Here is a 22,262-nt window from a genome sequence, read left to right as displayed (position 1 = left end):
TAAGTCAGTATTTAGAAAGTTGCCATATTGACCCGCCATAGTCCTTAGGCTACGTTTTCTTTATAGGAAACGAAGCGCGTTAATCTTGCGGTTAGAGCGCCCCTTCACGCCAATCTTCCCTAGACAACAATAATCCGAACTCGTCGTTTTTTACGAGCACGTCTTACAAGGCAACATCATGGTCATGAATTTCGCTTTTGAAGCACAAAAAACACAACAGCGCCTATTAGCGGAATTAGACTTTAGCCAGCTAACATCCCAGCAAAAAGCCATTTTCATTCAGCGTTTAGAAAGTGGCTTCAAACCTCTTTTCGAACAGATTTTTCCGCTTTATGGACAATGCTTCGACTTGCATTATCATCTAAAAGTCCTGCTGCAATCTTTTATCGATTTTCAGAAAAAACAGCGTCCAGCCCAGATCAAAGACAAAGCAGAATTTTGGTTTGAATCCAATAAAAATGTCGGCATCGCCGTGTACGTGGATTTACTAGCGGATGATCTAAATTTTCTTATCGATAAGATTCCGTACTTTGAATCGTTAGGAATCAATTATGTCCATCTAATGCCGCTGTACTTATCACCAGAGGGCAACAGTGACGGAGGTTACGCGATTTCAGATTATCGCACCGTGTCACCAAATTTGGGCACCAACAAAGACTTAAAAGACCTGGCTTCCGCGCTGCATAAAAAAGGCATCCGCATGGTATTGGATTTTGTCTTTAATCATACCTCAGACGAACACCGCTGGGCCGAAGCGGCAAAATCTGGCGACCAGGAATTCCAAGGTTATTACTATTTCATGGGCGAACAAGAGGCCACAGAATACAATAAGACAGTGCGTGAAATTTTTCCGCAGATCCGTCGAGGCAGTTTCACCTATTTGCCTGAATTAGACAGTCATGTATGGACGACCTTTAATTCATTTCAATGGGATTTAAACTATTCCAATCCGGCAGTTTTTGTCGCTGTAGTCGAAGAAATGTTACATCTAATTTTAAACGGCTGTGATGTTTTACGACTCGATGCCTTAGCCTTTGTCTGGAAAGAGAAAGGCACAGTGTGTGAAAACTTACCTAAGGCTCATAATCTGATCAAAGCTTTCAAAGCCTGCTTGGACATTGCCGCACCGCAAGTGGTGTTTAAATCTGAAGCCATCGTTCACCCTGATGAAGTCAATAAATACATTGGCGCCAATGAGTGCACCCTGTCTTACAACCCACTAATGATGGCCTTGTTATGGGAAAGTTTAGCGACACGCCAAACCAGCTTGTTATACCAATCCCTTGAACGCAGTTTCACCATTCCAGAGCATACCACTTGGATCAACTATATCCGCTGTCATGACGATATTGGCTGGTTATGGGATGACGCCATTTCTGATCGTCTTGGCATTGATGGTATCGGCCATCGTCGCTTCTTGAATCAATTCTATACGGGTCAATTCGAAGGTTCTTTTGCCGCGGGCGTCCCCTTTCAAGAAAACCCAGTGAATGGCGATTGCCGAGTGTGCGGTACCTTAGCGTCTCTGGCAGGTGTAGAAAACGCCATTGCCGCAGAAGATCCGCTGTTGCTTGATCATGCCATCAAACGCATTCGTTTATTGAACGGCATCAACTTCGCCATGCCCGGCATCCCGTTGTTGTATCAAGGCGACGACCTTGGTGTACTCAACAGCAACGACTACTTAAATGATCAGACTAAGGTGGATGATAGCCGTTGGGTGCATCGTAAGAAGCTCACCAAAGCCGATTTCGCGCTGGCAGAAGATAAGAGCACACCACAAGGCAAAATCGCTCAGCTGATCCGAGAGATGATCCAAATTCGCAAAGCCAATCCGCTGTTTGCTGCGCAGAAGTTTGAACTAGTCTCACTCGGCAGCGAACACTTATTCGCTTTCAAACGAACCATGGGCAACGAAACGCTCTTCGTCATCGCCAACCTGAGCGAACACCTAGTACCCCTCGGGCATCTTCCATTAGGTCAATCACTAAGTGAGTTAATCGGCCAAGACACAGCAATCAACTTGCTCGATAAAGAGTTAATTAATTTGCCATCATTAAGCCTTATCGAACCGTTAGACATTCTTTGGTTGGTCAATCACTAAGCGCTTTTCAGCGGATACAAAAAAGCGGATTGATAAAGATATCAATCCGCTTTTTAAGTGTCATATGCTCGGTTAGGGCTAGTGCTTAGTCGAACCCGGATTTGGAATGAAGTTAATCACGACTTCTTCTGCTTCTGGAGAGCTGCTGTGAGGCGTGTTTACTCGTGTTGGAATCTCAGTGGGCTGCGCCTGTATAACCGTAGACTGCTCATCCGTGTAACCACAACCAACGCACTCACGATATTGCTTTTCAGCGTCATCGTCGCGCCATGCACGAATCTTATCCATCTCACTACAACGAGGGCATACCGCCCCTGCGATAAAGCGTTTTACTGTCATAACCCTACCTTCAAAAAAAGTAACGCCCTAATTCGGCGTTATAAAAAAGCAGCGCCTTGTCTGATTATCATCAGGCGAGGCGCTGCTTCCTTGCAGTACAAAAAATTAAGCCGCGATGCCGCTGTGTCTCAATAAGGCATCGGTGCTTGGCTCACGACCGCGGAACTCAGCAAATAATTCAGCTGCTGGACGAGAGCCACCATTGGCCAATATGGTATCACGGAAGCGAGCACCAGTATCTTTATTGAATATGCCGTCTTCTTCGAATTTCGAGAAAGCATCTGCCGATAACACTTCTGCCCATTTGTAGCTGTAGTAACCGGCCGCGTAACCACCTGCAAAAATATGCGAGAAGCTATTTTGGAAACGGTTAAACTCAGGCGGCGTAGTCACAGCCACTTTGCTACGAACATCATCAAGCACCGATTGAACGGAAATGTCTTTTTGATATTCCATGTGCAGACGGAAATCGAACAAAGAAAACTCCAATTGACGCATCATCTGCATGCCGGATTGGAAGTTCTTCGCTGCTAGCATCTTGTCTAACAAGTCTTGCGGCAACGGCTCACCTGTTTCGTAATGGCCTGCAATATGAGCCAGAGCTTCTGGCTCATAGCACCAGTTTTCCATAAATTGACTTGGCAACTCGACGGCATCCCATGCAACACCATTAATGCCCGACACAGAAGACACATCCACTTGGGTCAACATGTGGTGCAAGCCATGACCAAATTCGTGGAACAAGGTAGTTACTTCATCGTGCGTCAATAAAGCGGGTTTGTCACCGATTGGCGGAGTGAAGTTACACACAAGATAGGCAATCGGTAGCTGCAAGCGGTCATCGCTTAAACGACGGCGAGTACGGCAAGAATCCATCCACGCACCACCGCGTTTTGCTTCACGCGCATACGGATCTAGATAGAAACGAGACACGTCTTCCCCATCTTTGCTAATAGTGAAAAGCTGCAAGTCCTTGTTATAACTATCAAATTCTTTTTCTTCGCGAATATCCACACCGAATAAAGTTTGTGCCACGTGAAACAATCCAGACAAAACCTTGTTCATTGGGAAGTAAGGACGCAGCTCTTCTTGAGAAATACTAAACTTATGCTGGCGTAGTTTTTCCGCATAGTAAGTCATGTCCCAAGCGTTCAATTTCTCTATGCCATTTTCATCTTTCGCAAACGCTGTTAGCTGCGCAAGATCTTGTTCTGCTGAGCTTTTTGACTTTTTCGCTAAATCGTCTAAGAAATCGATAACCTGCTGGCCATTGTCCGCCATCTTAGTGGCAACAGACAATTCCGCGTAATTATCAAAACCAAGAATATGAGCCATCTCATGACGTAGCTCTAAAATTTCGTCAATCAGAGGTGCATTGTTGAATTTGATGTCACCACCTTGATCTGACGCGCGCGTCGCAAAGGCACGGTACATTTCTTCGCGCAGTTCTGCATTGTCGGCGTAACTCATCACTGGAATATAAGATGGGAAATCCAAGGTGAACAACCAGCCATCTTTTTCTTTGGCTTCGGCCATTTGTTTGGCTTGTGCCAAAGCCGATTCTGGCAAACCAGACAGTTCACTTTCGTCGGTGATTAGTTTGCTCCACGCCTGTGTCGCGTCTAATACGTTTTCACCAAACTGGCTGCCCAACTCGGACAAACGCTGGCTGATCTCACCATAGCGTTTCTTGGCGTCACCTTCTAGGCCGACGCCAGACAATTCGAAATCACGAATCGTTTGCGCCAAGGCTTCACTTTGAGCTTGGCTTAGCGTTTTCGCCGCCTCACTTTCAGCAAGATTCTTGTAAGCTTGATACAAGGCTTTGTTTTGCCCAAGATCCGTATAAAACTGAGTCAATTTTGGTAAGCAAGCGTTGTAAGCGGCACGTAATTCAGGCGTATTTTTAACGGAATTTAAATGGCTGATTGGCGACCAAAAGTTATTTAGGTCGTCGTGAAGTTGATCCAACGGCAAAACAAGACTTTCCCATGTTGGATTGGTGTTTTCGCTCACACAAGCATCAATCGCGGCTTGGTTCTGCTTCAGTAATTTCTCTAGGTCCGCTTCGATGTTCGCAACATCGACATCGGTGAAGTTCGGTAAGCTGGTCGCGTCCCATACAGACTGTGACATATCATGATATCCTTTTAAAAATTGAACGCTGTAATGCATTGGTCAATACTATGCTTAATAAGATAGGTTGTCTTAACACTTTTTCAATGCATAAAACGCTATTGTGTTAATAGTTCCTTCATTTATTAACACTTTCTATTAATCAAATCCTGTAAGAGAGCAGTATATGGTGATGAAATCTTTCCGTGGCAAAACACCACAACTAGGCGACCGTGTATGGGTCGATGACAATGCAGTGATCATTGGCGATGTCACCATTGGCGAAGACAGCTCGGTTTGGCCTTTGGTGGCGATCCGTGGCGACATGCATCGCATTCGTATTGGTGCTCGCACCAGCATTCAAGATAACTCCTGCTTGCACATTACTCATGCCAGTACCTACAAACCTGAAGGCCACCCTTTGGAAATTGGCGACGATGTGACAGTGGGTCACATGGCGATGTTGCACGGTTGTACCATTGGCAGCCGAGTCTTAGTGGGCATGGGAACCACCATCCTTGATGGCGCAGTGATTGAAGATGAAGTTATCATAGGCGCTGGCTCTTTGGTGCCACCAGGTAAGCGTTTAGAAACCGGTTTTATGTACATGGGCTCCCCTGTTAAGCAAATCCGTCCACTTAACGCCAAAGAAATCGAATACTTTCAATATGCCGGACTTAATTACGTTAAATTGAAAGACGAGTACTTGGCTGAAGCAAAAGCTGAATCCGAAATAAGCCGATAGATAGAAAAATTACGGTTAAAATAGTAATAAAAGCCAGACCAAGATCGTCTAATGACCACACACACTCCGAGGCTTAAATGACTAATGCGAATGTTTCTGTTGAAATAGATTCTTCAGCAGCAGTAAATATCTTTCAGGATACTGTTTTTATTGAAGATTTACGTACACAGATGCTGAAGTTCGCAAGGCTTCAAGTTCGAGACAATCAGATTGCCGAAGACGCAGTACAAGAAGCGATGATCTCTGCGTATCAAAATATTGATCGTTTTGCGCGACAAGCCGCGTTTAAGACTTGGGTGTTTTCCATTTTAAAGAACAAAATTATCGATTTGTTGCGTAAGGAAAAACGCCACACGGCAGCCAGTCAGCTTGAAGACGGGCCTAACCTAAATGGCGATGCGTTAATAGAACACTTGTTCGAGGAAAATGGGCATTGGCAAAAAGATGAGCGGCCCAAAAAATGGGACCAACCAGAACATGGTGTTGAAAACGAGCACTTCTGGCGAATCTTCGATGCTTGTTTGGACGCGCTACCAGCCAAGTACGGCCGATTATTTATGATGCGCGAATTTCTCGAAATGGACACACCTGAAATCTGCCATAACGAAGAAGTAACCGTTAGCAGCCTAAACGTCACCTTGTATCGCGCTCGGCTCCGCTTACGAGAATGTCTAGAAGACCACTGGTTTCAAAAGGAGATGTCGTAAATGATTAAATGCAAACAAGCGACTCAGATGCTCTCTGAGAAACTGGATCGCCCTTTATCCGCCAAAGAAAAGATAAACTTGGCCATGCATACGGCGATCTGTGGACCGTGTCGTCAATTTGGTAAACAAATGGAAGCAATCCGTGAGTTATCTCGATCTTATACACAAAAAAAACCATCAAATAAAAAACAATCAGATAAAAAATAATTTTTTTGTGTAATAAAGTTTAAACTTCTAACGTCAGACAAGGGTAACTAACAGATTTTATCTGTCTTTCTATTTTATATTGCATAAGGATTACCCATGAAAAATACTAAAGCGTCTTTATCTCTTGCACTTGGTACTGCGATTGCCCTTTCAGCCGTTGCTGTACCAGCAGAAGCCGCAAGTAAAGAAAAATGCTATGGCGTTGCACTTGCTGGTCAAAATGATTGTGCTGCAGGCCCAGGCACTTCTTGCGCAGGCACTTCTAAAACTGACTACCAATCAAATGCGTGGAAACTAGTCCCTGCTGGCACTTGCATAGATATGGAGTCTACAACCTCCCCAACAGGCCACGGCCAATTAAAAGCCTTCTAAGAAAGACTTTTAATAACATGTCATATTCAGGCCAAAACATTTCGCAAGCTGAAGGCCATGTGCCTTCAAGCTTCGATTTGCACACAGGTGTAAGCTTAAAATCAGCTTACTATCAAACCATCTTAACCGAATTACCCAATGTGGGATTTTTTGAAATTCACGCAGAAAATTATTTGAGCAAAGGCGGCCCTGCTCGGCACTACTTGCACAAAATAAGAGAGCACTACCCCATTACTGTTCATGGTGTTGGCCTGTCCATCGGTAGTGAGCACTCATTAGATAAAGAACATCTAAAACGCGTTGCTCTATTACTAGACGAGACACAACCTGAAGTTTTTTCAGAGCATCTAGCGTGGTCAACCCACGATAACGCATTTTTAAATGACCTACTGCCCGTGGCGTATAATGCTGCTACATTACAACGTGTGTGTGATCATATTGATCAATTACAAAGCATACTAAAACGTCAGATACTCATTGAAAACCCGTCAACCTATTTCGAGTTCGAACGCAGTGATCGCAGCGAAATAGACTTTATTACGGCTATGGCAAAACTCACTGGCTGCGGTTTATTGCTCGATGTGAATAACGTAGAAGTATCATGTTTTAATCATCAAACTGATCCATACCAATATCTAGATAGCTTTCCCACAAATGCGGTACAGCAAATTCACCTTGCGGGTCATACCATCGACCAAAATCCAATCACACCATTAAAAATAGACAGTCATGATGAGCCCGTATCCCGTGATGTTTGGCACTTATATCAACACATACTAAGCCGTATGGGCGATTGCCCAACGTTAATTGAGCGCGATGGAAATTTACCGCAGATCGAGGATTTGATAATGGAAGCGAATCACGCAAATAGAATACGCACTCATATCCGTCAGGAATACGACCATGAACACACAGTTTAAAGAAACTTTATTCAGTGAAGACAAGGCTTTCTATGCTGAGATAAAGGCAAGTTCAGAGGAAGAAAGGAACGTTCGCTTAAATGTCTATCGAAATAATATGTATGTGTCATTAATCGATGCTCTCGCCGACATTTTTCCTGTTACCCAAATGCTAGTTGGGGAAAATTTCTTTCGTGCCATGACAAGAGAGTTCATTACTCACAACCCACCCAAAAGCCCGATTATCAGTGAATATGGCGACGATTTTCCTGAATTTATACGGCATTTCGAACCAACACAAAGTCTGCCATATTTAGCCGACCTTTCAGCGTTAGAAAGGAACTTGCTGTTACTCACCAATGCGCCTGAATACAACACACTTGAACATCATGATGTTTCTGCTGCTTTTGCAGCAACAACAGACCCAAGCAATTTAGTATTAGGTTTGTCGCCAAACTGCCAATTGATGACGTCTAGTTTCGCCATTGGCTCGCTTTACCAAGCTCACCAAATAGATACTCGAGTATCCATGAGTAGTATCTCTATAAATAAAACTGAGCACTTACTTCTTTCAAAATCTGATCTTTATGGGTTTTTTTATATTATCAGCGAAGATGAAAAATATTTTCTCCATGCGTTATTACAACATAAAACACTTGAAAATGCGGTGCCTCACTCCGAATCTTTCGACCTAGGCAGCACACTTGCAAAACTCATTGAGTGGAAGTTACTCATTAAAATCACCGAAATAACGGTGTAATCAACTTATAAAACAGGAAGGTGGAAGATGGTGTCCTTTTTAGTGAATAAAAGCGAAAGTGTGTTTAAAAAAATACCAGAATCCATAATTCTATTTATTGCTCGATTTGCCATTGCTGCCGTCTTTTGGAAATCAGGGCAAACAAAAATAGAAGGCTTTTCACTGGATATTATTGCCATGAAAATGCAGTTAGGCTGGCCACACCTAACAGAATCCGCTGTCTTTCTTTTTGAATACGAATACAATTTACCTCTTTTACCTCCAGCTATTGCGGCGATTCTTGCAGCCTTGGCTGAACACTTTTTACCCATCCTCATCCTAACGGGTCTATTTACTCGCCTAGCGGCCTTTGCGTTAGCTTGTATGACATTGGTCATTCAGATTTTTGTGTATCCTGATGCGTACCCAACCCACGCCACTTGGTTGGCTATTGCAATGCTGCTTATGTACAAAGGGGCGGGCAACCTATCGCTTGATCACTTGTTTTTCAGAAAACACTCTAATTCACTCTAACGTAAAAAAGCCACTTTAGTTCCCAAAAGTGGCTTCTTATCATCCAAAAAACACCCTCTTTATCTACGCAATACGTTACTGAGGTAAGGTAAAAGTCGATGTTGCTTCGTCCGTTTGGTCTGCTGCTCCAGACAAGGTGTCCGTCAGTTTGCTCAAACGCTTCGATGTTTGTTCATTACTCGCCGTCACTTCGACAATCCGTGTTATATGCTCAGCAATCTCATTGGCCTCTATAGCCTGCTGTTGAGCCAATTGAGACAAACCGTCCAGACTTTCCAATGACTTGGCCGAATCTTTCTCTAGCTGGCTCAGAGGGGCGATAACATCTTCGATTTGAGCAACGCCTTGGCGCATTTTTTCTTGCCCCACTCCCATTTCATCCGAGATCTGTACAGATAAACTACCAATTGTTGTAATCACGGTATCAATAGACGCCGTCACTTCGGCCGTATTGGTTGCCAAATTCCGTACCTCGTCAGCCACAACAGCAAAACCTCGACCACTTTCTCCCGCTCTGGCGGCTTCAATAGAAGCATTCAAGGCGAGTAGATTGGTCTGTTCCGCAATGTTACGAATACTGTTTACGAAGTCAGTAACCGTACTGGCACTTTGATTCAATTTCGCAACAGCATGTGACGTTTCTTCAATATAAGATGCGACCGCTGTGATATCAGTAGCGGCTGAAGTAATGACCTGTTTACCATGTTTTGCAAGATCATGAGCTGCTTCCGCTTGATTACGAGACACACTCACATGGTCGGCCATTATATGAGCTGCATTTGATAGTTCACTCACTGACGCTTGAATATCATTTGCCATTGCAGCTTGTGTATTAGAGCCCTGCTGCACGTCCGCCACACTGACGTGTATTTCACGGACGACACCCACTACGGTTTTAGCACTTTTATCAATTTTATCAATCACACTTGCTAGACTCACTCGCATACGTTTTACACTATCCAAGAGCTGGCCTATTTCGCCTTTTTGATCTGCTGAAATTGCTTGAGAAAGATCACCTCGTGCAAACCTATCTAGCAATGCCATAACGTAATTCAGCGGGTTCACAATGCTACGAGTAATCAGTACTGACATCACAACACCAATAAAAATTGCAAAAGCTCCCACGCCAAATATCAACCAAATAGCTAAATCTGACTCAGACAGCGCCTCTTGCTGACGAGTTTGCATTGCCTCCAATTCCCGCTCAGCCAACGCCTGAACCTGCGTTAAAAACGTCTGTAATTCATTACGAGTCGGCCCTGCCATCAATGCTTTGGCATCTTCAAGTTCACCAAATTCTAATGCTTCAACCGTAGACTGAAGTGCAGCCTGGTATACTTTACGCTGAGTTTGTAGGCCAGTAACGATTAATTGGTCTTTTTCTGTCTGCACCAGAATCGCCATTTTTTCTAGGCTGTCATCTAAACGCTTATTACGCTCATCAATCTCTTTGTAAATGGCCACTCGCGCATCGCGCTCTTCTAACACAAATAACATTAGTAAACGGCTAGCTAAACTTTCGGCATTTACATTCAATTTGCCAGTTAGCTCCACTAAAGCCGCATTTTCATCAACAATACCGCGAATATTGTGCGATAGCAGCTGGAAACGAGAAGCAGCCAACACCATCACCAGCACCAACATTACCAGCAAGATTGAATAACTCGTCCTTAAACGACCTCGAATACTCTTAAAACCTAGCATGAAGAACCTCTTTTTATAAATAATGTCGATCTGTCGATTTCTCTACTTTAGACGTTGAAAGCAGCCTATTTCTTACAACCTTGTACACATAATTACCATAAAAAAAGCCGCTTTGTTTTCCCAAAACGGCTTCATTCAATAAATAATTGAAAACGTTGCTAACGCAAACGCTTAAACGGCAAGGTATAAGCGATCAAAAACAACAAAGCGGCACAGACAACGACACTTGGCCCAGTTGGTGTATCCCAGCGGTAAGATGCCCACAAACCGCCACAGACAGACAGACAACCAATCAAGCTAGCGAACGACGCCATTTGAATCGGCGTCTTCGACAGCTTCCGTGCGGTTGCTGCGGGAATGATCATCAAAGAGGTAATCAGCAACACACCGACAATTTTCATCGCCACGGCAATCACCAAAGCCACCAGCAACATCAGCAATAAACGAATCGCCTCTACCGGATAACCTTCTACTTTTGCCAATTCTTCGTTTACGGTAACGGCGAGCAATGGCTTCCAGAAAGTCACCAATAGCGCGATAACCGCCAGACCACCGCCATAAATCCAATACACATCGGCTTGGTTAATCGCCAGCAAATCACCAAATAAATACGCCATCAAATCGATGCGAATGTTATCGAGGAAACTCACCGCCACTAGACCAAGCGACAAAGCGGAATGCGCCAAAATCCCCAACAAAGTATCCGTGGCAATAATGTGCTTCTTCTGCAACGTCACCAGCACCAAGGCCAAACCCACACACAACACAATAATGGCAAGATTCAAGTTGATGTCGAATAAAAAGCCTAACGCCACGCCTAACAAGGCAGAATGCGCCAAGGTATCACCAAAATACGCCATGCGTCGCCACACAACAAAGGCCCCTAGCGGCCCAGCGACCGCCGCCACACCTAACCCACCAAACAAGGCTCTCAGTAAAAGATCTAACATGGTTTAACAAACTCCAATATCGGCTAACTTAGGTGTGATTAATGATGTTTACAAAGGGCATGGGCATCGCCATCGTCCGACAAAATACTACCGTGTTCATCATGCACATGATCATGCTGATGGGCATAAATCGCGATGGATTCGTCTGCTCCTGGTACGCCAAACAAAGCTTGATAGGCTGGATGACCTGTAACGTGTTGCGGACTACCTGAACAGCACACATGCTGATTAATACAGACCACAGTATCGGTTTTCGCCATCACCAAATGCAAATCATGGGACACCATCAAAACACCGCAATTTAGCTCATTACGAATGCCTTCAATCAGGTTATAAAGTTCCACTTGCCCATTCACATCCACGCCTTGAACAGGCTCATCAAGTACCAATAAATTCGGTCGATTCAACAAAGCGCGAGCCAATAATACGCGCTGCGTTTCGCCACCAGACAACACATGTACTTGGGATTGGAGCAAATGACCAATGCCAAGTTTTTCGAGTGTTGGAAGAATCTGTTGCTTATCGACACCACGCACCAAGGCCAAGAAATGCTTTACCGTTAATGGCAGGGTCGGATCGATATGCAGCTTTTGCGGCATATAACCGATACGCAAGGTTTTGTGTCTTACCACTTCGCCTGACGTGGCTTCTTGCAAGCCTAACAGGGTACGAATCAGCGTACTTTTACCGCTACCGTTTGGGCCAATCAGGGTGACAATTTCCCCTTCGCTGATCGTCATATCTATGTTTTCGAGCAACACTCGGCCATCAAACGCTATACCAATTTTGTCAAAAGCAACCAATCGTTTACTCACGCGCTTGCTCCTGCTGATTGTTCCTTACATTTCGCGCACAACCCCGTTAACTCAATGGTTTCAGCTCGCAGCTCAAAACCTTGATGCGCAGCCTTTTCAACCAACGCCGCATGAATATCTTGGTAATCAAATTCCATAACATTGTGACATTCGTCGCAAATCAAGAAATAGCCTTTGTGAGCTTTGTCTGCATGGGCACAACCAAGGTAAGCGTTCATCGATTCAACTTTGTGAATCAAGCCTGCGCCTAAAAGAAAATCCAATGCACGATAAACCGTTGGTGGTGCAGAGTTAAACCCTTCTTCGGCCAACTTCGCCAATAGCTGATAAGCACCAAGCGGTCGATGACTTTCCCAGATTAATTCCAATGCGCGACGGCGTACTTTCGTTAGTCGCTGCCCCTGCTGGACACACAGCGCTTCCGCCGTGCTCAACGCACTCTCAATACAGTCATTATGGTTGTGATGGACGTGCTGATGCGAGTCTTCATGTTTCATTAGAAAGCCCTTCCTGCATTACTTAAGTAGCTCCAAATCATTGAAGTACTGATGATGATCAAAGCGAAAGCGGCAATAAAACCAAATGCGCGCGACACTCGTTGTCGCCAAACGCGATGCTCACTGCTTAACGCAAAGCCGGTATCGCGCACAAACACACTGACACCCGCCAAAGAGGCAACCGTAATTGCTGTGCCTAACGCCATGGCAAAAGTCGCCACCAGGCCCCAAACAAAAATACCCGTGCTCAAAGAAAATAACAAAACCAAAATGGCCCCAGTACAAGGACGAATACCAACCGCAGCCACCATGGCCCAAATACTCCGACGGGCGGTTTTTGCCTCGTCTTCATGGTGTGCACAGCAAGTATGATCATGAGAGTGGCTGTGCGAGTGACCATGACTTCCATGGGAATGACCTTCATGTGTGTGACCCTCATGAGAATGGTTATGGTGCTCTTCTAAATGATCTTGCGAGTGATCATGACCACAACCAGACTGGCCGCGTAATAAGCGCACAAGAATCCACACACCAATCAAACCAACCGCAGCAAAACTCGCCACTTCAAAGAAACGACTGATTTGCATGGCTTTTCCCGCCAAGGAAAATACTTGGCTCAACACCACAATGACTAATACCGCCATCACTGCTTGAACGCCAGCACATAAAAAAGCCAAGCTAACACCGCGACGTAATGGTGCTTTGCTCGCCAGCATATACGCCGAAATCACCGCCTTGCCATGCCCAGGCCCTGCTGCGTGAAACACGCCGTAAAAAAAGCTGGTAGAGATTAATCCCCACAACAAAACTGGACTGCCGCCCTTACTAATAGAACGCACTAAAGACACTAATTCACGATGAAAGGTGGCCTGCTGAGAAATCACCCACTGGATAAAGTCTTGATACACCGCAAAATCCATCGCGGCATAAAGAGGCGAGCTGAGACATAAAAAAGATAACAATAAAAAAGCGACGTTCTTTGCCATAATTGGCTCTCACCGAGATTGGATAGAATTTTGTTATGATATAACAACTAAAACCCAAGGAGAAGCCAAAGCCTAGAAACGCCGCATTTTGTACAAGATTTAACTTATAACCGCTTAGCTAACCGCCGTCGTGACGGGTTCTATAAAGCCCATCACACCGCTCATGAAGATCTGCGCAGCCATAGCCGCCAAAATCAAACCCGTAATTTTCGACAAGACATTTAAACCGGTTCGGCCCAACATCTTCTCGATCAAAGAGCCAGAATACAGAATGATCGCCAAGGTGCCCAACGCCAACAACAAACCACATAAGCCAATGAACAAATCCCAGCCTTGTAATTCAGCACCATAAACCAGAATCGTACCTATAGTCGCAGGCCCGATAATGGTCGGCACGGCTAATGGCACAACCGACACATCGTCACGTTCTTCGCTTGGCATACCCACCGCATGATTACGCGTACCATCACGAACCAAACTCAAGGCAGACATAAACAGCAGAATACCAGAGCCAATCCGAAAGGAATCCAACGTGATACCCAAGACAGCAAACAAACTACCGCCAAAGAACAACAGCACAATAGATATCGCCACCGAAGCAATAATGGCTTTATTCGCCACCTGTCGACGCGACGCAGAAGACTCCCCGCGAGTTAACGCAAGAAACATAGACAATACAAAAAACGGAGCGAAGAGAAAGAAGAACTTAATCGAAGTCGAGATCAATAAACTCATTAAAAAAATCACCAAAGAAACAGGCAGCAAAGCCGCATGCTTATTATCTAAAGCCCCATCATATATTGCTAGGACACACCCAATTTACAGCGCTTGTGGCACGGCAAATATCTACCTGAAAGCCGTCTCTATTTAAGAAGCGTTTCTAAGAGAACACAGATGAGAGAATTCTAGCAAAAAATCAGAATAAAAGAGGAATAAATAACCGTGAATGACAAAAAGAAAAGCCGACATAAAGTCGGCTTTTTCGAACACTCATTCATTTTTCGCACGCAAATTAATGCGCTTTATGACTCAGCTTTCTTTTGAAAGCGTCCAAGCACCCAAGTAAAGAATACAGGTACAAACAACACACCTAATAATGTCGCAGAGATCATGCCGCCGATAACACTCACACCCAAGGAATGCTGGCTTGCTGCACCGGCTCCCGTTGCGATAGTTAATGGTACTACGCCGAGAATAAAGGCCATAGACGTCATAATAATTGGACGGAAACGCAATTTAGCCGCTTCAATTGCAGAGTCCTTCAAGGAATACCCTTGCTTATAAAGGTCTTTGGCAAACTCAACAATCAAAATCGCATTCTTCGCTGACAAACCAATAATCGTGATCAAGCCAACTTTGAAGTAAACGTCATTAGACATTCCCGTTAGGTACACCGCCGCAACCGCACCCAATGCACCAATTGGAATAATCAGAATAACCGAAAACGGAATAGACCAGCTTTCGTACAATGCAACTAACAACAAGAAAACCACTAATATCGAAATAGCCAACAACATAGGTGCTTGAGAGCCGGCCGATTTCTCTTGGTAAGACAGTCCCGTCCACTCAAACCCAATGCCTTTTGGCAAAGTGTCCACTATGCGCTCAATTTCAAGCATGGCATCCCCCGAACTATAACCAGGCATCGGGCTACCAGAAATTTTATACGCTGGATAACCATTGTAACGTGACACCTGAACCGGTCCTATTTCCCACAAGCTGCTTGCGAACGAACGCATAGGAACAAGGTTACCTTCGTCATTCATCACTTGCAGCTCTAACACCCGCTCTGGTGTCATACGATCAGCAATATCGGCTTGCACAACCACTCGTTGTAAACGACCAGCATTGGTAAAGTCATTGACTGAAGCTGAGCCATACGCAGTCGACACGGCGTTATTAATCGATTCAAAACCCACGCCTAAGGCTGTCGCTTTTTTACGGTCAATATCGATTCTAAGCTGAGGTGCGTCTTCTAAGCCTTCCATCATGGCATAAGCGATGATTGGAGACGCGTTTGCTTGACCTAGCACCACATTACGCGCATTCGTTAAAGCTTCTCGGCCTAAATTACTACGGTCTTGTAGTCGTAACGAAAAGCCGCCCGAATTACCCATACCTTCGATCGGCGGAGGAGGCACAGCCATAGAACGACCATCCGTAATGCTACCGGCAAACTGACCGTACGCCCCAATTTCATCAAACAAAGACTGATCACGTTCTGACCAATCTGTAAAAGTCGGAAATAGCAAACCCGCATTCGAACCCATTCCGGAGAAACTAAAGCCCATTACAGCAACCACATTCTCGACCGCATCACGCTGTCCTAAGAATTGCTCAACGTCTTTCATAGTGTCATCAGTTCGGGAAAAAGTAGCACCTGCAGGTAACTGCAAATCGACAATCATATAACCTTGGTCTTCCGTTGGCACGAACGATTCTGGTAAACGCACATAGGCATAACCGAGGCCGATAATCAGCACAAGATACACCAACATGAAACGACCGGAGCGATTAACCAGCTTGCCATTGAGTGTCGAATAACGACGCGTTAAGCCCGCGAATTTTCGGTTAAACCAGCCAAAGAACCCCCCTTTTTCATGATGCTCTTCTGTGTTGATCGGCTTCAATATAGTGGCACATAACGCTGGCGTAAATGTCAGCGCCAAGATACCAGACAACATGATAGAAACGGCAAGCGACATAGAAAACTGTTGATAAATAATACCAACGGAACCGCTCATAAATGCCAACGGGACAAACACCGCAGACAACACTAAGGTGATACCAACAATGGCGCCAGACACTTGTCCCATGGCCTTGATTGTTGCCGCCTTTGGAGGAAGCCCTTCTTCCGCCATGATTCGCTCGACGTTTTCCACCACTACAATGGCATCATCCACCAAGATACCAATCGCCAATACCATACCAAACATGGTCATCATATTGACCGAAAAGCCTATGAAAGACATCACGGCAAAGGTACCTAAAATACACACTGGCACTACGATAGTCGGAATCAAGGTATAGCGTAAATTCTGTAAGAACAGCAACATCACTAAGAAAACCAACAAAATGGCTTCAAGCAAGGTGTAAATTACTTTTTCAATCGCAGCACTAACAAATTTAGAGGTGTCATACGGGAAGCTAATTTGGATATCGTCTGGGAAAGTTTCTTCTAATTCCGCAGCACGGGCTTTCACCGCTTTCACCGTTTCTATGGCATTTGCACCAGGTGATAATTGCACCGCACCCATCACGGCTTTACGACCATTCAGACGCGTCTCAAAGTTATAATCTTGCTTACCTAATTCAACACGAGCCACGTCTTTAAGATACACGGCAGAGCCATCTGAGCTACTGCGCAATACGATATTACGAAACTCTTCAGGGTCTTCTAAAAAGCCTTTAACCACCAAACTGGCGGTTAGCTCTTGTTCATTATCCGCAGGGCGACCACCAAAGCTGCCAGCAGGAACTTGCACGTTTTGGTTTCTAATCGCGTTATTAACATCACCAATGGATAAGCCGTAACTCAACAATTTCTCAGGAGATACCCAAACTCGCATAGCAGCTTCGGTGCCGAAGTATTGCAGCTTACCAACGCCCTCCACACGACGAATATTGTTGTTAATATTACGTGCTGCGTAATCGGCCAGGGCAACGATGCTTTTAGACGAATCATCCCCCTTGAAGGTCAACGCATAAATCATCAAGAAACCAGAGCTCGCTTGGTCTACTTGTACGCCTTGTGCAATCACACTACTTGGTAAACGCGCTTCTGCTTTTTTAAGTCGGTTTTGTATATCAACTTGGGCCAAATCTGGGTCAGTACCTGGTTCAAAAGACGCCGTGATTTGAGCAATACCATTGGCGTTACTAGACGAATCAAAATAGAGCAAACCTTTCGCACCATTTAGCTCTTCTTCGATCACACTAGTAACCGAGTCCACCAATACCTGAGCTGATGCGCCAGGGTACGTTGCACTTACCGTAATCTGCGGTGGCGCGACCACTGGAAATTGCGATACCGGTAGCGTAGGCAAAGCAAGCAGCCCTGCTAACAAAATAAAAATTGCAATTACCCAAGCAAAATTGGGTCGTGCAATAAAGAAATTAGACATGCATTAAGCCTCTAAAAACGTCTTAATAATTGAGATAAAAGGAGCAACGGACTAAATGTTAGAGACCAATTTAACGGAAGGTATTACCTTTTCTCCTGCTTGATACATAGCAGCATTATCAATAATTACTTTATCTTCACTCTTTAAACCGTCAGTAATACGCCACAAATTTTCTGACATAGACCCCGTTGTAATAGAGCGAGACTCCACAGTATTTTGTTCATTCACAACGTAAACAAACGCACCACTATTGCCACGCATAACGGCACGCTGAGGAATTAAAATGGCTGTTGAAGAATAAGATTGAACGGCTTCAACTCGGACATACATACCAGGCAATAGCACTTTATCTGGATTTGGAAATAAGCCACGCAACACAACGTTGCCGGTTTTTTCATCCACTTGGCTATCAGAGAACAACAGCTTACCTTCAAAGCGCTTGTCATAACCGTCTAATCTAGCTATCAATTTCGTGCTATGCGTAGACTCACCTTTTACAGATTGCTTGTATTTCAAGGTATCGGTCACAGACTGAGTAAAATCGATATAAACAGAGTTGAGCTGCTGAATAGTAGCAAGCAGTGTCGCATCACCTTGCCCTACCAACATGCCTTCGCTGACATTCGCTCGCCCAATACGACCCGAAATAGGCGCACGCACCGTTGCATATTCAAGGCTGAGTTCGGCATTCGCCACATCGGCTTTCGCTGAAGCAACCGAGGCGCTAGCACTCAAATAAGCTGCTTGAGCCGCATCAAATGTTTGCTTACTAACAGCCTGAGATTTTAATAACGGAGCATAACGATCCACCAGCATCTTGGCATCGAACAGCGTTGCTTCCGCCATGGCCAATTTACCCTTCGCGCTATCAAGCGCTATTTTTAAAGACGCAGGATCAATTTCGAACAAAACATCTCCCGCCTTAACATCAGATCCCTCTACAAAGGTTCTATGTAAAACGATACCAGGAACACGAGCTCGTACTTCTGCCTCACGAATAGGTTCGATTCTTCCTGGTAAAATGGCATTTTCTTCAAATTCAATAGGTTGCACGGTCATCACGTTCGCCGCTTTTGCACTAGGTGGAGGGCTCGCTTGATCTTCTGGCTCACTAGAAGAACAGCCAGACACAACAAATAACGCGGCCAGCATTAGCAGCGTCCGTCCATTTTTTAGAATTCGTATCATTGTTTTGTACCTTAAAATTTTATCTGACTGGGAAAGATAGGTAAGATACTAAATAAATCCAAATGAATCAACTTAGATTCATTTGATTCTTTATAGCTTTTTATTTCATCTCGTCGACATTCCAAGTAAAATGCCAATATCGAAGAGTTGCACTTACGTCGAAATAAAAGTCAACTGTCAAAAATTTTGGAAAAAGATCATGGCTGAAGAAGAAACGAACAACACATTGCTGAATTCACTTGCACTTGCTTTGGTGGAATATCCTCGAGCATCATTGCAAGAGCTATCCTGTGCTGTCGGTGTGAGCAAGGCTACCTTGTATCGTTTCTGCCGAACGCGAGAAAACCTAATTGAAAGACTGTTACAACGTAGTATTGAGGCTTATCAAGAAGCTATTCGAGACGCCGATCTAGATACAGCGGAACCAAGAGAAGGGATTCGCAAGCTGCTAGAAAACTACTACGCCAATAAAGAGCTAACCATTTTCATCATACAATATTGGCAGCCTGCGTTAGCCGAAAGTGGCGCTTGTGTCGAAACACAAGGCATTCTAGACAAGTTCTTTTTACGAGGTCAGCAAGAAGGTGTTTTTCGAATTGATATAAGCTCAGTTGCCATGACAGAATGCTGCCAAGGCTTGTTCTCTGCGCTTATTGATGCGGAATTAAGAGGTCGAGTACCCAGAATAAAAGTCATCGACATCATAGAAACCATGTTACTAGAAGGCGTTTGCACTCAGTCATACAAGGCCCCCTAACACTCAGCGTTGACTCAATGCGAGCTTTGCACCAAAGCCCAACAACAATATGCCAGTTAGGCCATCTAAGACGAACGCCACTTTTGGTCGCGCCAGCCAAACTCGCGCTTTATGAACCATAAGCGCAAGAAACGTTTGCCACACCATCGCTATGATAAAGTGAAGCGAGGCCATGAAAAGTGATTGAGCCAATGCCGAATGACTCGGATCTATAAACTGCGGCAAAAATGCCATATAAAAAATAATCGGCTTTGGATTCAATACGTTAGATAAAATACCCTGACGAAAGCTAGCCCAAGCCGTCAATGCTTTCGGATTTTTTGCGTCTTTAAAAGTCATCCCAACCGGCTTCATCGCACTACGAATGGCTTGCACACCTAAATACACAAGATACGCCGCACCGGCTAATTTAAACGCCGTAAACAAACCGGCAGAGCCGAGCAAAATCACCGACAGACCTAATGCGGACACGGTGGCATGAGCGAATAACCCCATGCAAATACCTAAGCTGGTCAAAAAGCCCAAACGCCAGCCACCAGACGCCGCGTTGCGCATCACCAAAATCGTGTCTACGCCCGGACTCATCGTCAGCACAGTAATTGCGGCTAAGAAAGGCAACCATTGGAAATGTTCTAACATGTGCTTCTACCTTAAAAAGACGCCAATCAGCGGCATAAAACTAAGACCGACAGGTCAAATCCACCCAAACTGCTACCGATGTTTCTGTCGCTTCACGTTCAGCAGGCGTACAAGTCTCAGCTAGCGCGCCAGATAAACGCACCAAGCCCTCTTCTAAAGGCTCCATGGCAAAATACAATTCATCGTCACCAAAGGCTAAACTCAAAGTCGATGTTTCAAGATTGACCGGAGTGGGTAAATCGATACCCAAGCGAATCCACAACATCTGATCGCGAATGCGAACATCGATAATACGTACGCCTTTTGGCACTAAATCAACACCATCTTGCTTCATTTTGATAAAAAAACCGTACTTATCAAAACTTTTCAGCACCTCGATCATGTCGAGTTTTTCTTGACCTCTGAGCTCTCCATCACCATCCACATCGTATTCGGCGATCAAACTTGTAGAGGTAAAAAGATCCAAACTCCAAGTCGCTTCAAGCGTATCAATACTCGCTTGATCTACCTTGACTCGGTACTGAGAGTCTACCCAAACATGAGGATGCGCCATGGCTGACCCAGCAAAAAAAGCGGCAACACACAAACACAATAAAAAACGCATCAACTGTTACCTTTTAAAAAAACACCTTTTATAAAAACAGCACTTTAAAAAAATCATGCTTTATTGGAACTCTACTAAGCTTGGAGTAAAACGCACTCGCGCCTCTAAAATACGTTGAAACTCCAGCGGATCATGCTGTTGTGCCAAACGCTCTGGATCATGCTTCGCGCCATGCCATGCCTCCAAACGAGACAGCCAAAAACGCAGTGCGGCGATTCTCAACATATATGGCCAAGCAAGCACCTCTTCAGGAGTGGCTTCACGCTCATGCAAATAGGCTTTTATTAACGCCTTATATTTGGCACTGTCCAATTCACCTGTGGTCATATCCGAGCACCAATCATTTACCACAATGGCCAAATCGTACATTACCCAAGAATGGCAAGCATTGTAGAAATCGATAATGGCAGACAGCTTGTTGCCTTCAAACAAAGTGTTGTTGTAAAACAAATCACCGTGGATGGTGGTTTTCGGTAAATCTGGATGCTCGCCAATAAAGTCATCAAATTCAGCAATTTGTGATAACAATAATTGTGCTTGTTCTGGCTCTAACTCGTGGGCAATGGCTTGACTGGTTTTGTGCCACCAAGCAACACCACGGTGGCTATCACGATGTACGGGGAAATCTTCACCAGCAATATGTAACTTAGCTAAGGCTTCGCCCATTAATCGGCAAGAAGTTTCATCTGTGCCTTTTAGCTCTCCACCTGGGAAGCAGTCGACAATAATAGTGGGTCGGCCATTTACTTCACGTAGTCGCTCACCATGAATGTCAATCAAAGCAGCTGGAACATTAAAACCTTTGTGTTTCAAATGGGCTACAACGTCTAAAAAGTACGGTACTTCGTCTAAATCAAACTCTTCAAACAAGGTCACCACATACTTTCCAGTAGTTGTCGTCAGAAAGTAGTTGGTGTTTTCTACCCCTCCGGAAATGCCTTGGAACGAAACCAGTTCACCTAAATAATAATCGGCCACTAAGGCGCGCATGTCAGAGTCCGAAAGGGAAGTGTAAACAGCCAAGTTTCTACCTATTGTTGTCTATAAAGAGATGGAATAAAAAATAATTGCCTATGCTCTACAATTAACCCCAAAAGGTCAATTCTAACTAGCGTAAATAGGTCTTTTTCTGTTCGCATTTTGTCGAGCAATTCATTTACCTGTTACAACCTAGTTAATTAAAGAGACATATATTAACCAAGGAACAACAGCAAGTTGATAACAATGCATCTATGAT

General features: G+C 44.6%; 22 protein-coding genes. 9 read left to right on the top strand and 13 right to left on the bottom strand.

All coding sequences use genetic code 11. The features are described 5' to 3' along the window. The first annotated feature begins 178 nt into the window (after positions 1–178). A complete protein-coding gene (locus KDW99_RS01280; RefSeq protein WP_255827531.1) occupies positions 179–2,104 on the top strand; it encodes an amylosucrase in 1,926 nt (641 codons plus the stop codon). A gap of 78 nt (positions 2,105–2,182) precedes the next feature. Here KDW99_RS01280 and KDW99_RS01275 read toward each other — a convergent pair whose 3' ends face one another. After that, complete coding sequence (locus KDW99_RS01275; protein WP_255827530.1) at positions 2,183–2,443, bottom strand: YheV family putative zinc ribbon protein; 261 nt, start codon at positions 2,441–2,443, stop codon at positions 2,183–2,185. Positions 2,444–2,548: 105 nt separating this feature from the next. Next, positions 2,549–4,579 carry an oligopeptidase A gene (gene prlC / locus KDW99_RS01270; protein ID WP_255827529.1) on the bottom strand — a complete coding sequence of 677 codons (2,031 nt, stop codon included), beginning with the start codon at positions 4,577–4,579 and terminating at the stop codon, positions 2,549–2,551. A gap of 166 nt (positions 4,580–4,745) precedes the next feature. Between prlC and KDW99_RS01265 the strand changes: the two genes are divergently transcribed. The 7 genes from KDW99_RS01265 (at position 4,746) to KDW99_RS01235 (ending at position 8,761) form a co-directional block, all read left to right on the top strand. Continuing rightward, a complete protein-coding gene (locus KDW99_RS01265; RefSeq protein WP_255827528.1) occupies positions 4,746–5,303 on the top strand; it encodes a gamma carbonic anhydrase family protein in 558 nt (185 codons plus the stop codon). A gap of 77 nt (positions 5,304–5,380) precedes the next feature. Beyond that, positions 5,381–6,010: an RNA polymerase factor sigma-70 gene (locus KDW99_RS01260; protein ID WP_255827527.1), complete on the top strand. Its 630-nt coding sequence runs from the start codon at positions 5,381–5,383 to the stop codon at positions 6,008–6,010. Beyond that, positions 6,011–6,217 (top strand): zf-HC2 domain-containing protein, encoded by a 207-nt coding sequence (locus tag KDW99_RS01255; protein WP_255827526.1) that lies wholly within the window; start codon positions 6,011–6,013, stop codon positions 6,215–6,217. A gap of 96 nt (positions 6,218–6,313) precedes the next feature. Then, a complete protein-coding gene (locus tag KDW99_RS01250) occupies positions 6,314–6,589 on the top strand; it encodes a BufA1 family periplasmic bufferin-type metallophore (RefSeq protein ID WP_255827525.1) in 276 nt (91 codons plus the stop codon). Positions 6,590–6,606: 17 nt separating this feature from the next. Further along, a complete protein-coding gene (gene bufB / locus KDW99_RS01245) occupies positions 6,607–7,509 on the top strand; it encodes an MNIO family bufferin maturase (protein ID WP_255827524.1) in 903 nt (300 codons plus the stop codon). Beyond that, positions 7,493–8,248, top strand: a complete 756-nt coding sequence (locus KDW99_RS01240; RefSeq protein ID WP_255827523.1) for an HvfC/BufC N-terminal domain-containing protein — start codon at positions 7,493–7,495, stop codon at positions 8,246–8,248. Before bufB ends, KDW99_RS01240 begins: the two co-directional genes overlap by 17 nt. 27 nt (positions 8,249–8,275) lie before the next feature. Continuing rightward, positions 8,276–8,761, top strand: coding sequence for a DoxX family protein (locus KDW99_RS01235; protein WP_255827522.1), 486 nt, complete (start codon positions 8,276–8,278; stop codon positions 8,759–8,761). A 75-nt stretch (positions 8,762–8,836) separates the two neighbouring features. On the opposite strand, the gene KDW99_RS01230 is transcribed toward KDW99_RS01235, so the two are convergent. The 8 genes from KDW99_RS01230 to KDW99_RS01195 form a co-directional block, all read right to left on the bottom strand. Beyond that, positions 8,837–10,465, bottom strand: a complete 1,629-nt coding sequence (locus KDW99_RS01230) for a methyl-accepting chemotaxis protein (RefSeq protein ID WP_255827521.1) — start codon at positions 10,463–10,465, stop codon at positions 8,837–8,839. Positions 10,466–10,623: 158 nt separating this feature from the next. Continuing rightward, positions 10,624–11,415 carry a zinc ABC transporter permease subunit ZnuB gene (gene znuB / locus KDW99_RS01225; RefSeq protein ID WP_255827520.1) on the bottom strand — a complete coding sequence of 264 codons (792 nt, stop codon included), beginning with the start codon at positions 11,413–11,415 and terminating at the stop codon, positions 10,624–10,626. Between the two features lie 38 nt (positions 11,416–11,453). Next, positions 11,454–12,230: a zinc ABC transporter ATP-binding protein ZnuC gene (gene znuC / locus KDW99_RS01220; RefSeq protein WP_255827519.1), complete on the bottom strand. Its 777-nt coding sequence runs from the start codon at positions 12,228–12,230 to the stop codon at positions 11,454–11,456. Beyond that, positions 12,227–12,727 (bottom strand): Fur family transcriptional regulator, encoded by a 501-nt coding sequence (locus tag KDW99_RS01215; RefSeq protein ID WP_114412085.1) that lies wholly within the window; start codon positions 12,725–12,727, stop codon positions 12,227–12,229. The genes znuC and KDW99_RS01215 overlap by 4 nt, the downstream gene beginning before the upstream one ends. Further along, positions 12,727–13,713, bottom strand: coding sequence for a nickel/cobalt transporter (locus KDW99_RS01210; RefSeq protein WP_255827518.1), 987 nt, complete (start codon positions 13,711–13,713; stop codon positions 12,727–12,729). Before KDW99_RS01210 ends, KDW99_RS01215 begins: the two co-directional genes overlap by 1 nt. 114 nt (positions 13,714–13,827) lie before the next feature. Continuing rightward, a complete protein-coding gene (locus tag KDW99_RS01205; RefSeq protein WP_110574558.1) occupies positions 13,828–14,448 on the bottom strand; it encodes a MarC family protein in 621 nt (206 codons plus the stop codon). 287 nt (positions 14,449–14,735) lie between these two features. Then, the gene (locus KDW99_RS01200) at positions 14,736–17,837 is read right to left on the bottom strand and encodes an efflux RND transporter permease subunit (RefSeq protein ID WP_255827517.1); all 3,102 of its coding nucleotides are present in this window, start codon (positions 17,835–17,837) and stop codon (positions 14,736–14,738) included. Positions 17,838–17,888: 51 nt separating this feature from the next. After that, the gene (locus KDW99_RS01195) at positions 17,889–19,025 is read right to left on the bottom strand and encodes an efflux RND transporter periplasmic adaptor subunit (protein ID WP_255827516.1); all 1,137 of its coding nucleotides are present in this window, start codon (positions 19,023–19,025) and stop codon (positions 17,889–17,891) included. Positions 19,026–19,224: 199 nt separating this feature from the next. Between KDW99_RS01195 and KDW99_RS01190 the strand changes: the two genes are divergently transcribed. Then, positions 19,225–19,782 carry a TetR/AcrR family transcriptional regulator gene (locus KDW99_RS01190; protein ID WP_255827515.1) on the top strand — a complete coding sequence of 186 codons (558 nt, stop codon included), beginning with the start codon at positions 19,225–19,227 and terminating at the stop codon, positions 19,780–19,782. A 3-nt stretch (positions 19,783–19,785) separates the two neighbouring features. Here KDW99_RS01190 and KDW99_RS01185 read toward each other — a convergent pair whose 3' ends face one another. From KDW99_RS01185 to KDW99_RS01175, 3 genes are read right to left on the bottom strand one after another with little or no spacing between them, the layout of a single operon-like run. Then, positions 19,786–20,421: a LysE family translocator gene (locus tag KDW99_RS01185; protein WP_255827514.1), complete on the bottom strand. Its 636-nt coding sequence runs from the start codon at positions 20,419–20,421 to the stop codon at positions 19,786–19,788. A 40-nt stretch (positions 20,422–20,461) separates the two neighbouring features. Continuing rightward, the gene (locus KDW99_RS01180; protein WP_255827513.1) at positions 20,462–21,025 is read right to left on the bottom strand and encodes a DUF1007 family protein; all 564 of its coding nucleotides are present in this window, start codon (positions 21,023–21,025) and stop codon (positions 20,462–20,464) included. Between the two features lie 60 nt (positions 21,026–21,085). Then, positions 21,086–22,048 carry a homoserine kinase gene (locus KDW99_RS01175; RefSeq protein WP_255827512.1) on the bottom strand — a complete coding sequence of 321 codons (963 nt, stop codon included), beginning with the start codon at positions 22,046–22,048 and terminating at the stop codon, positions 21,086–21,088. Positions 22,049–22,262: the final 214 nt, after the last annotated feature.

It is taken from the genome of Marinomonas rhizomae, from assembly GCF_024397855.1.
GTDB classification, from domain to species: Bacteria; Pseudomonadota; Gammaproteobacteria; order Pseudomonadales; family Marinomonadaceae; genus Marinomonas; species Marinomonas rhizomae_A.
The sequence above is the reverse complement of the archived record's forward strand: the minus strand, read 5'-3'. Positions and strand labels throughout refer to the sequence as shown.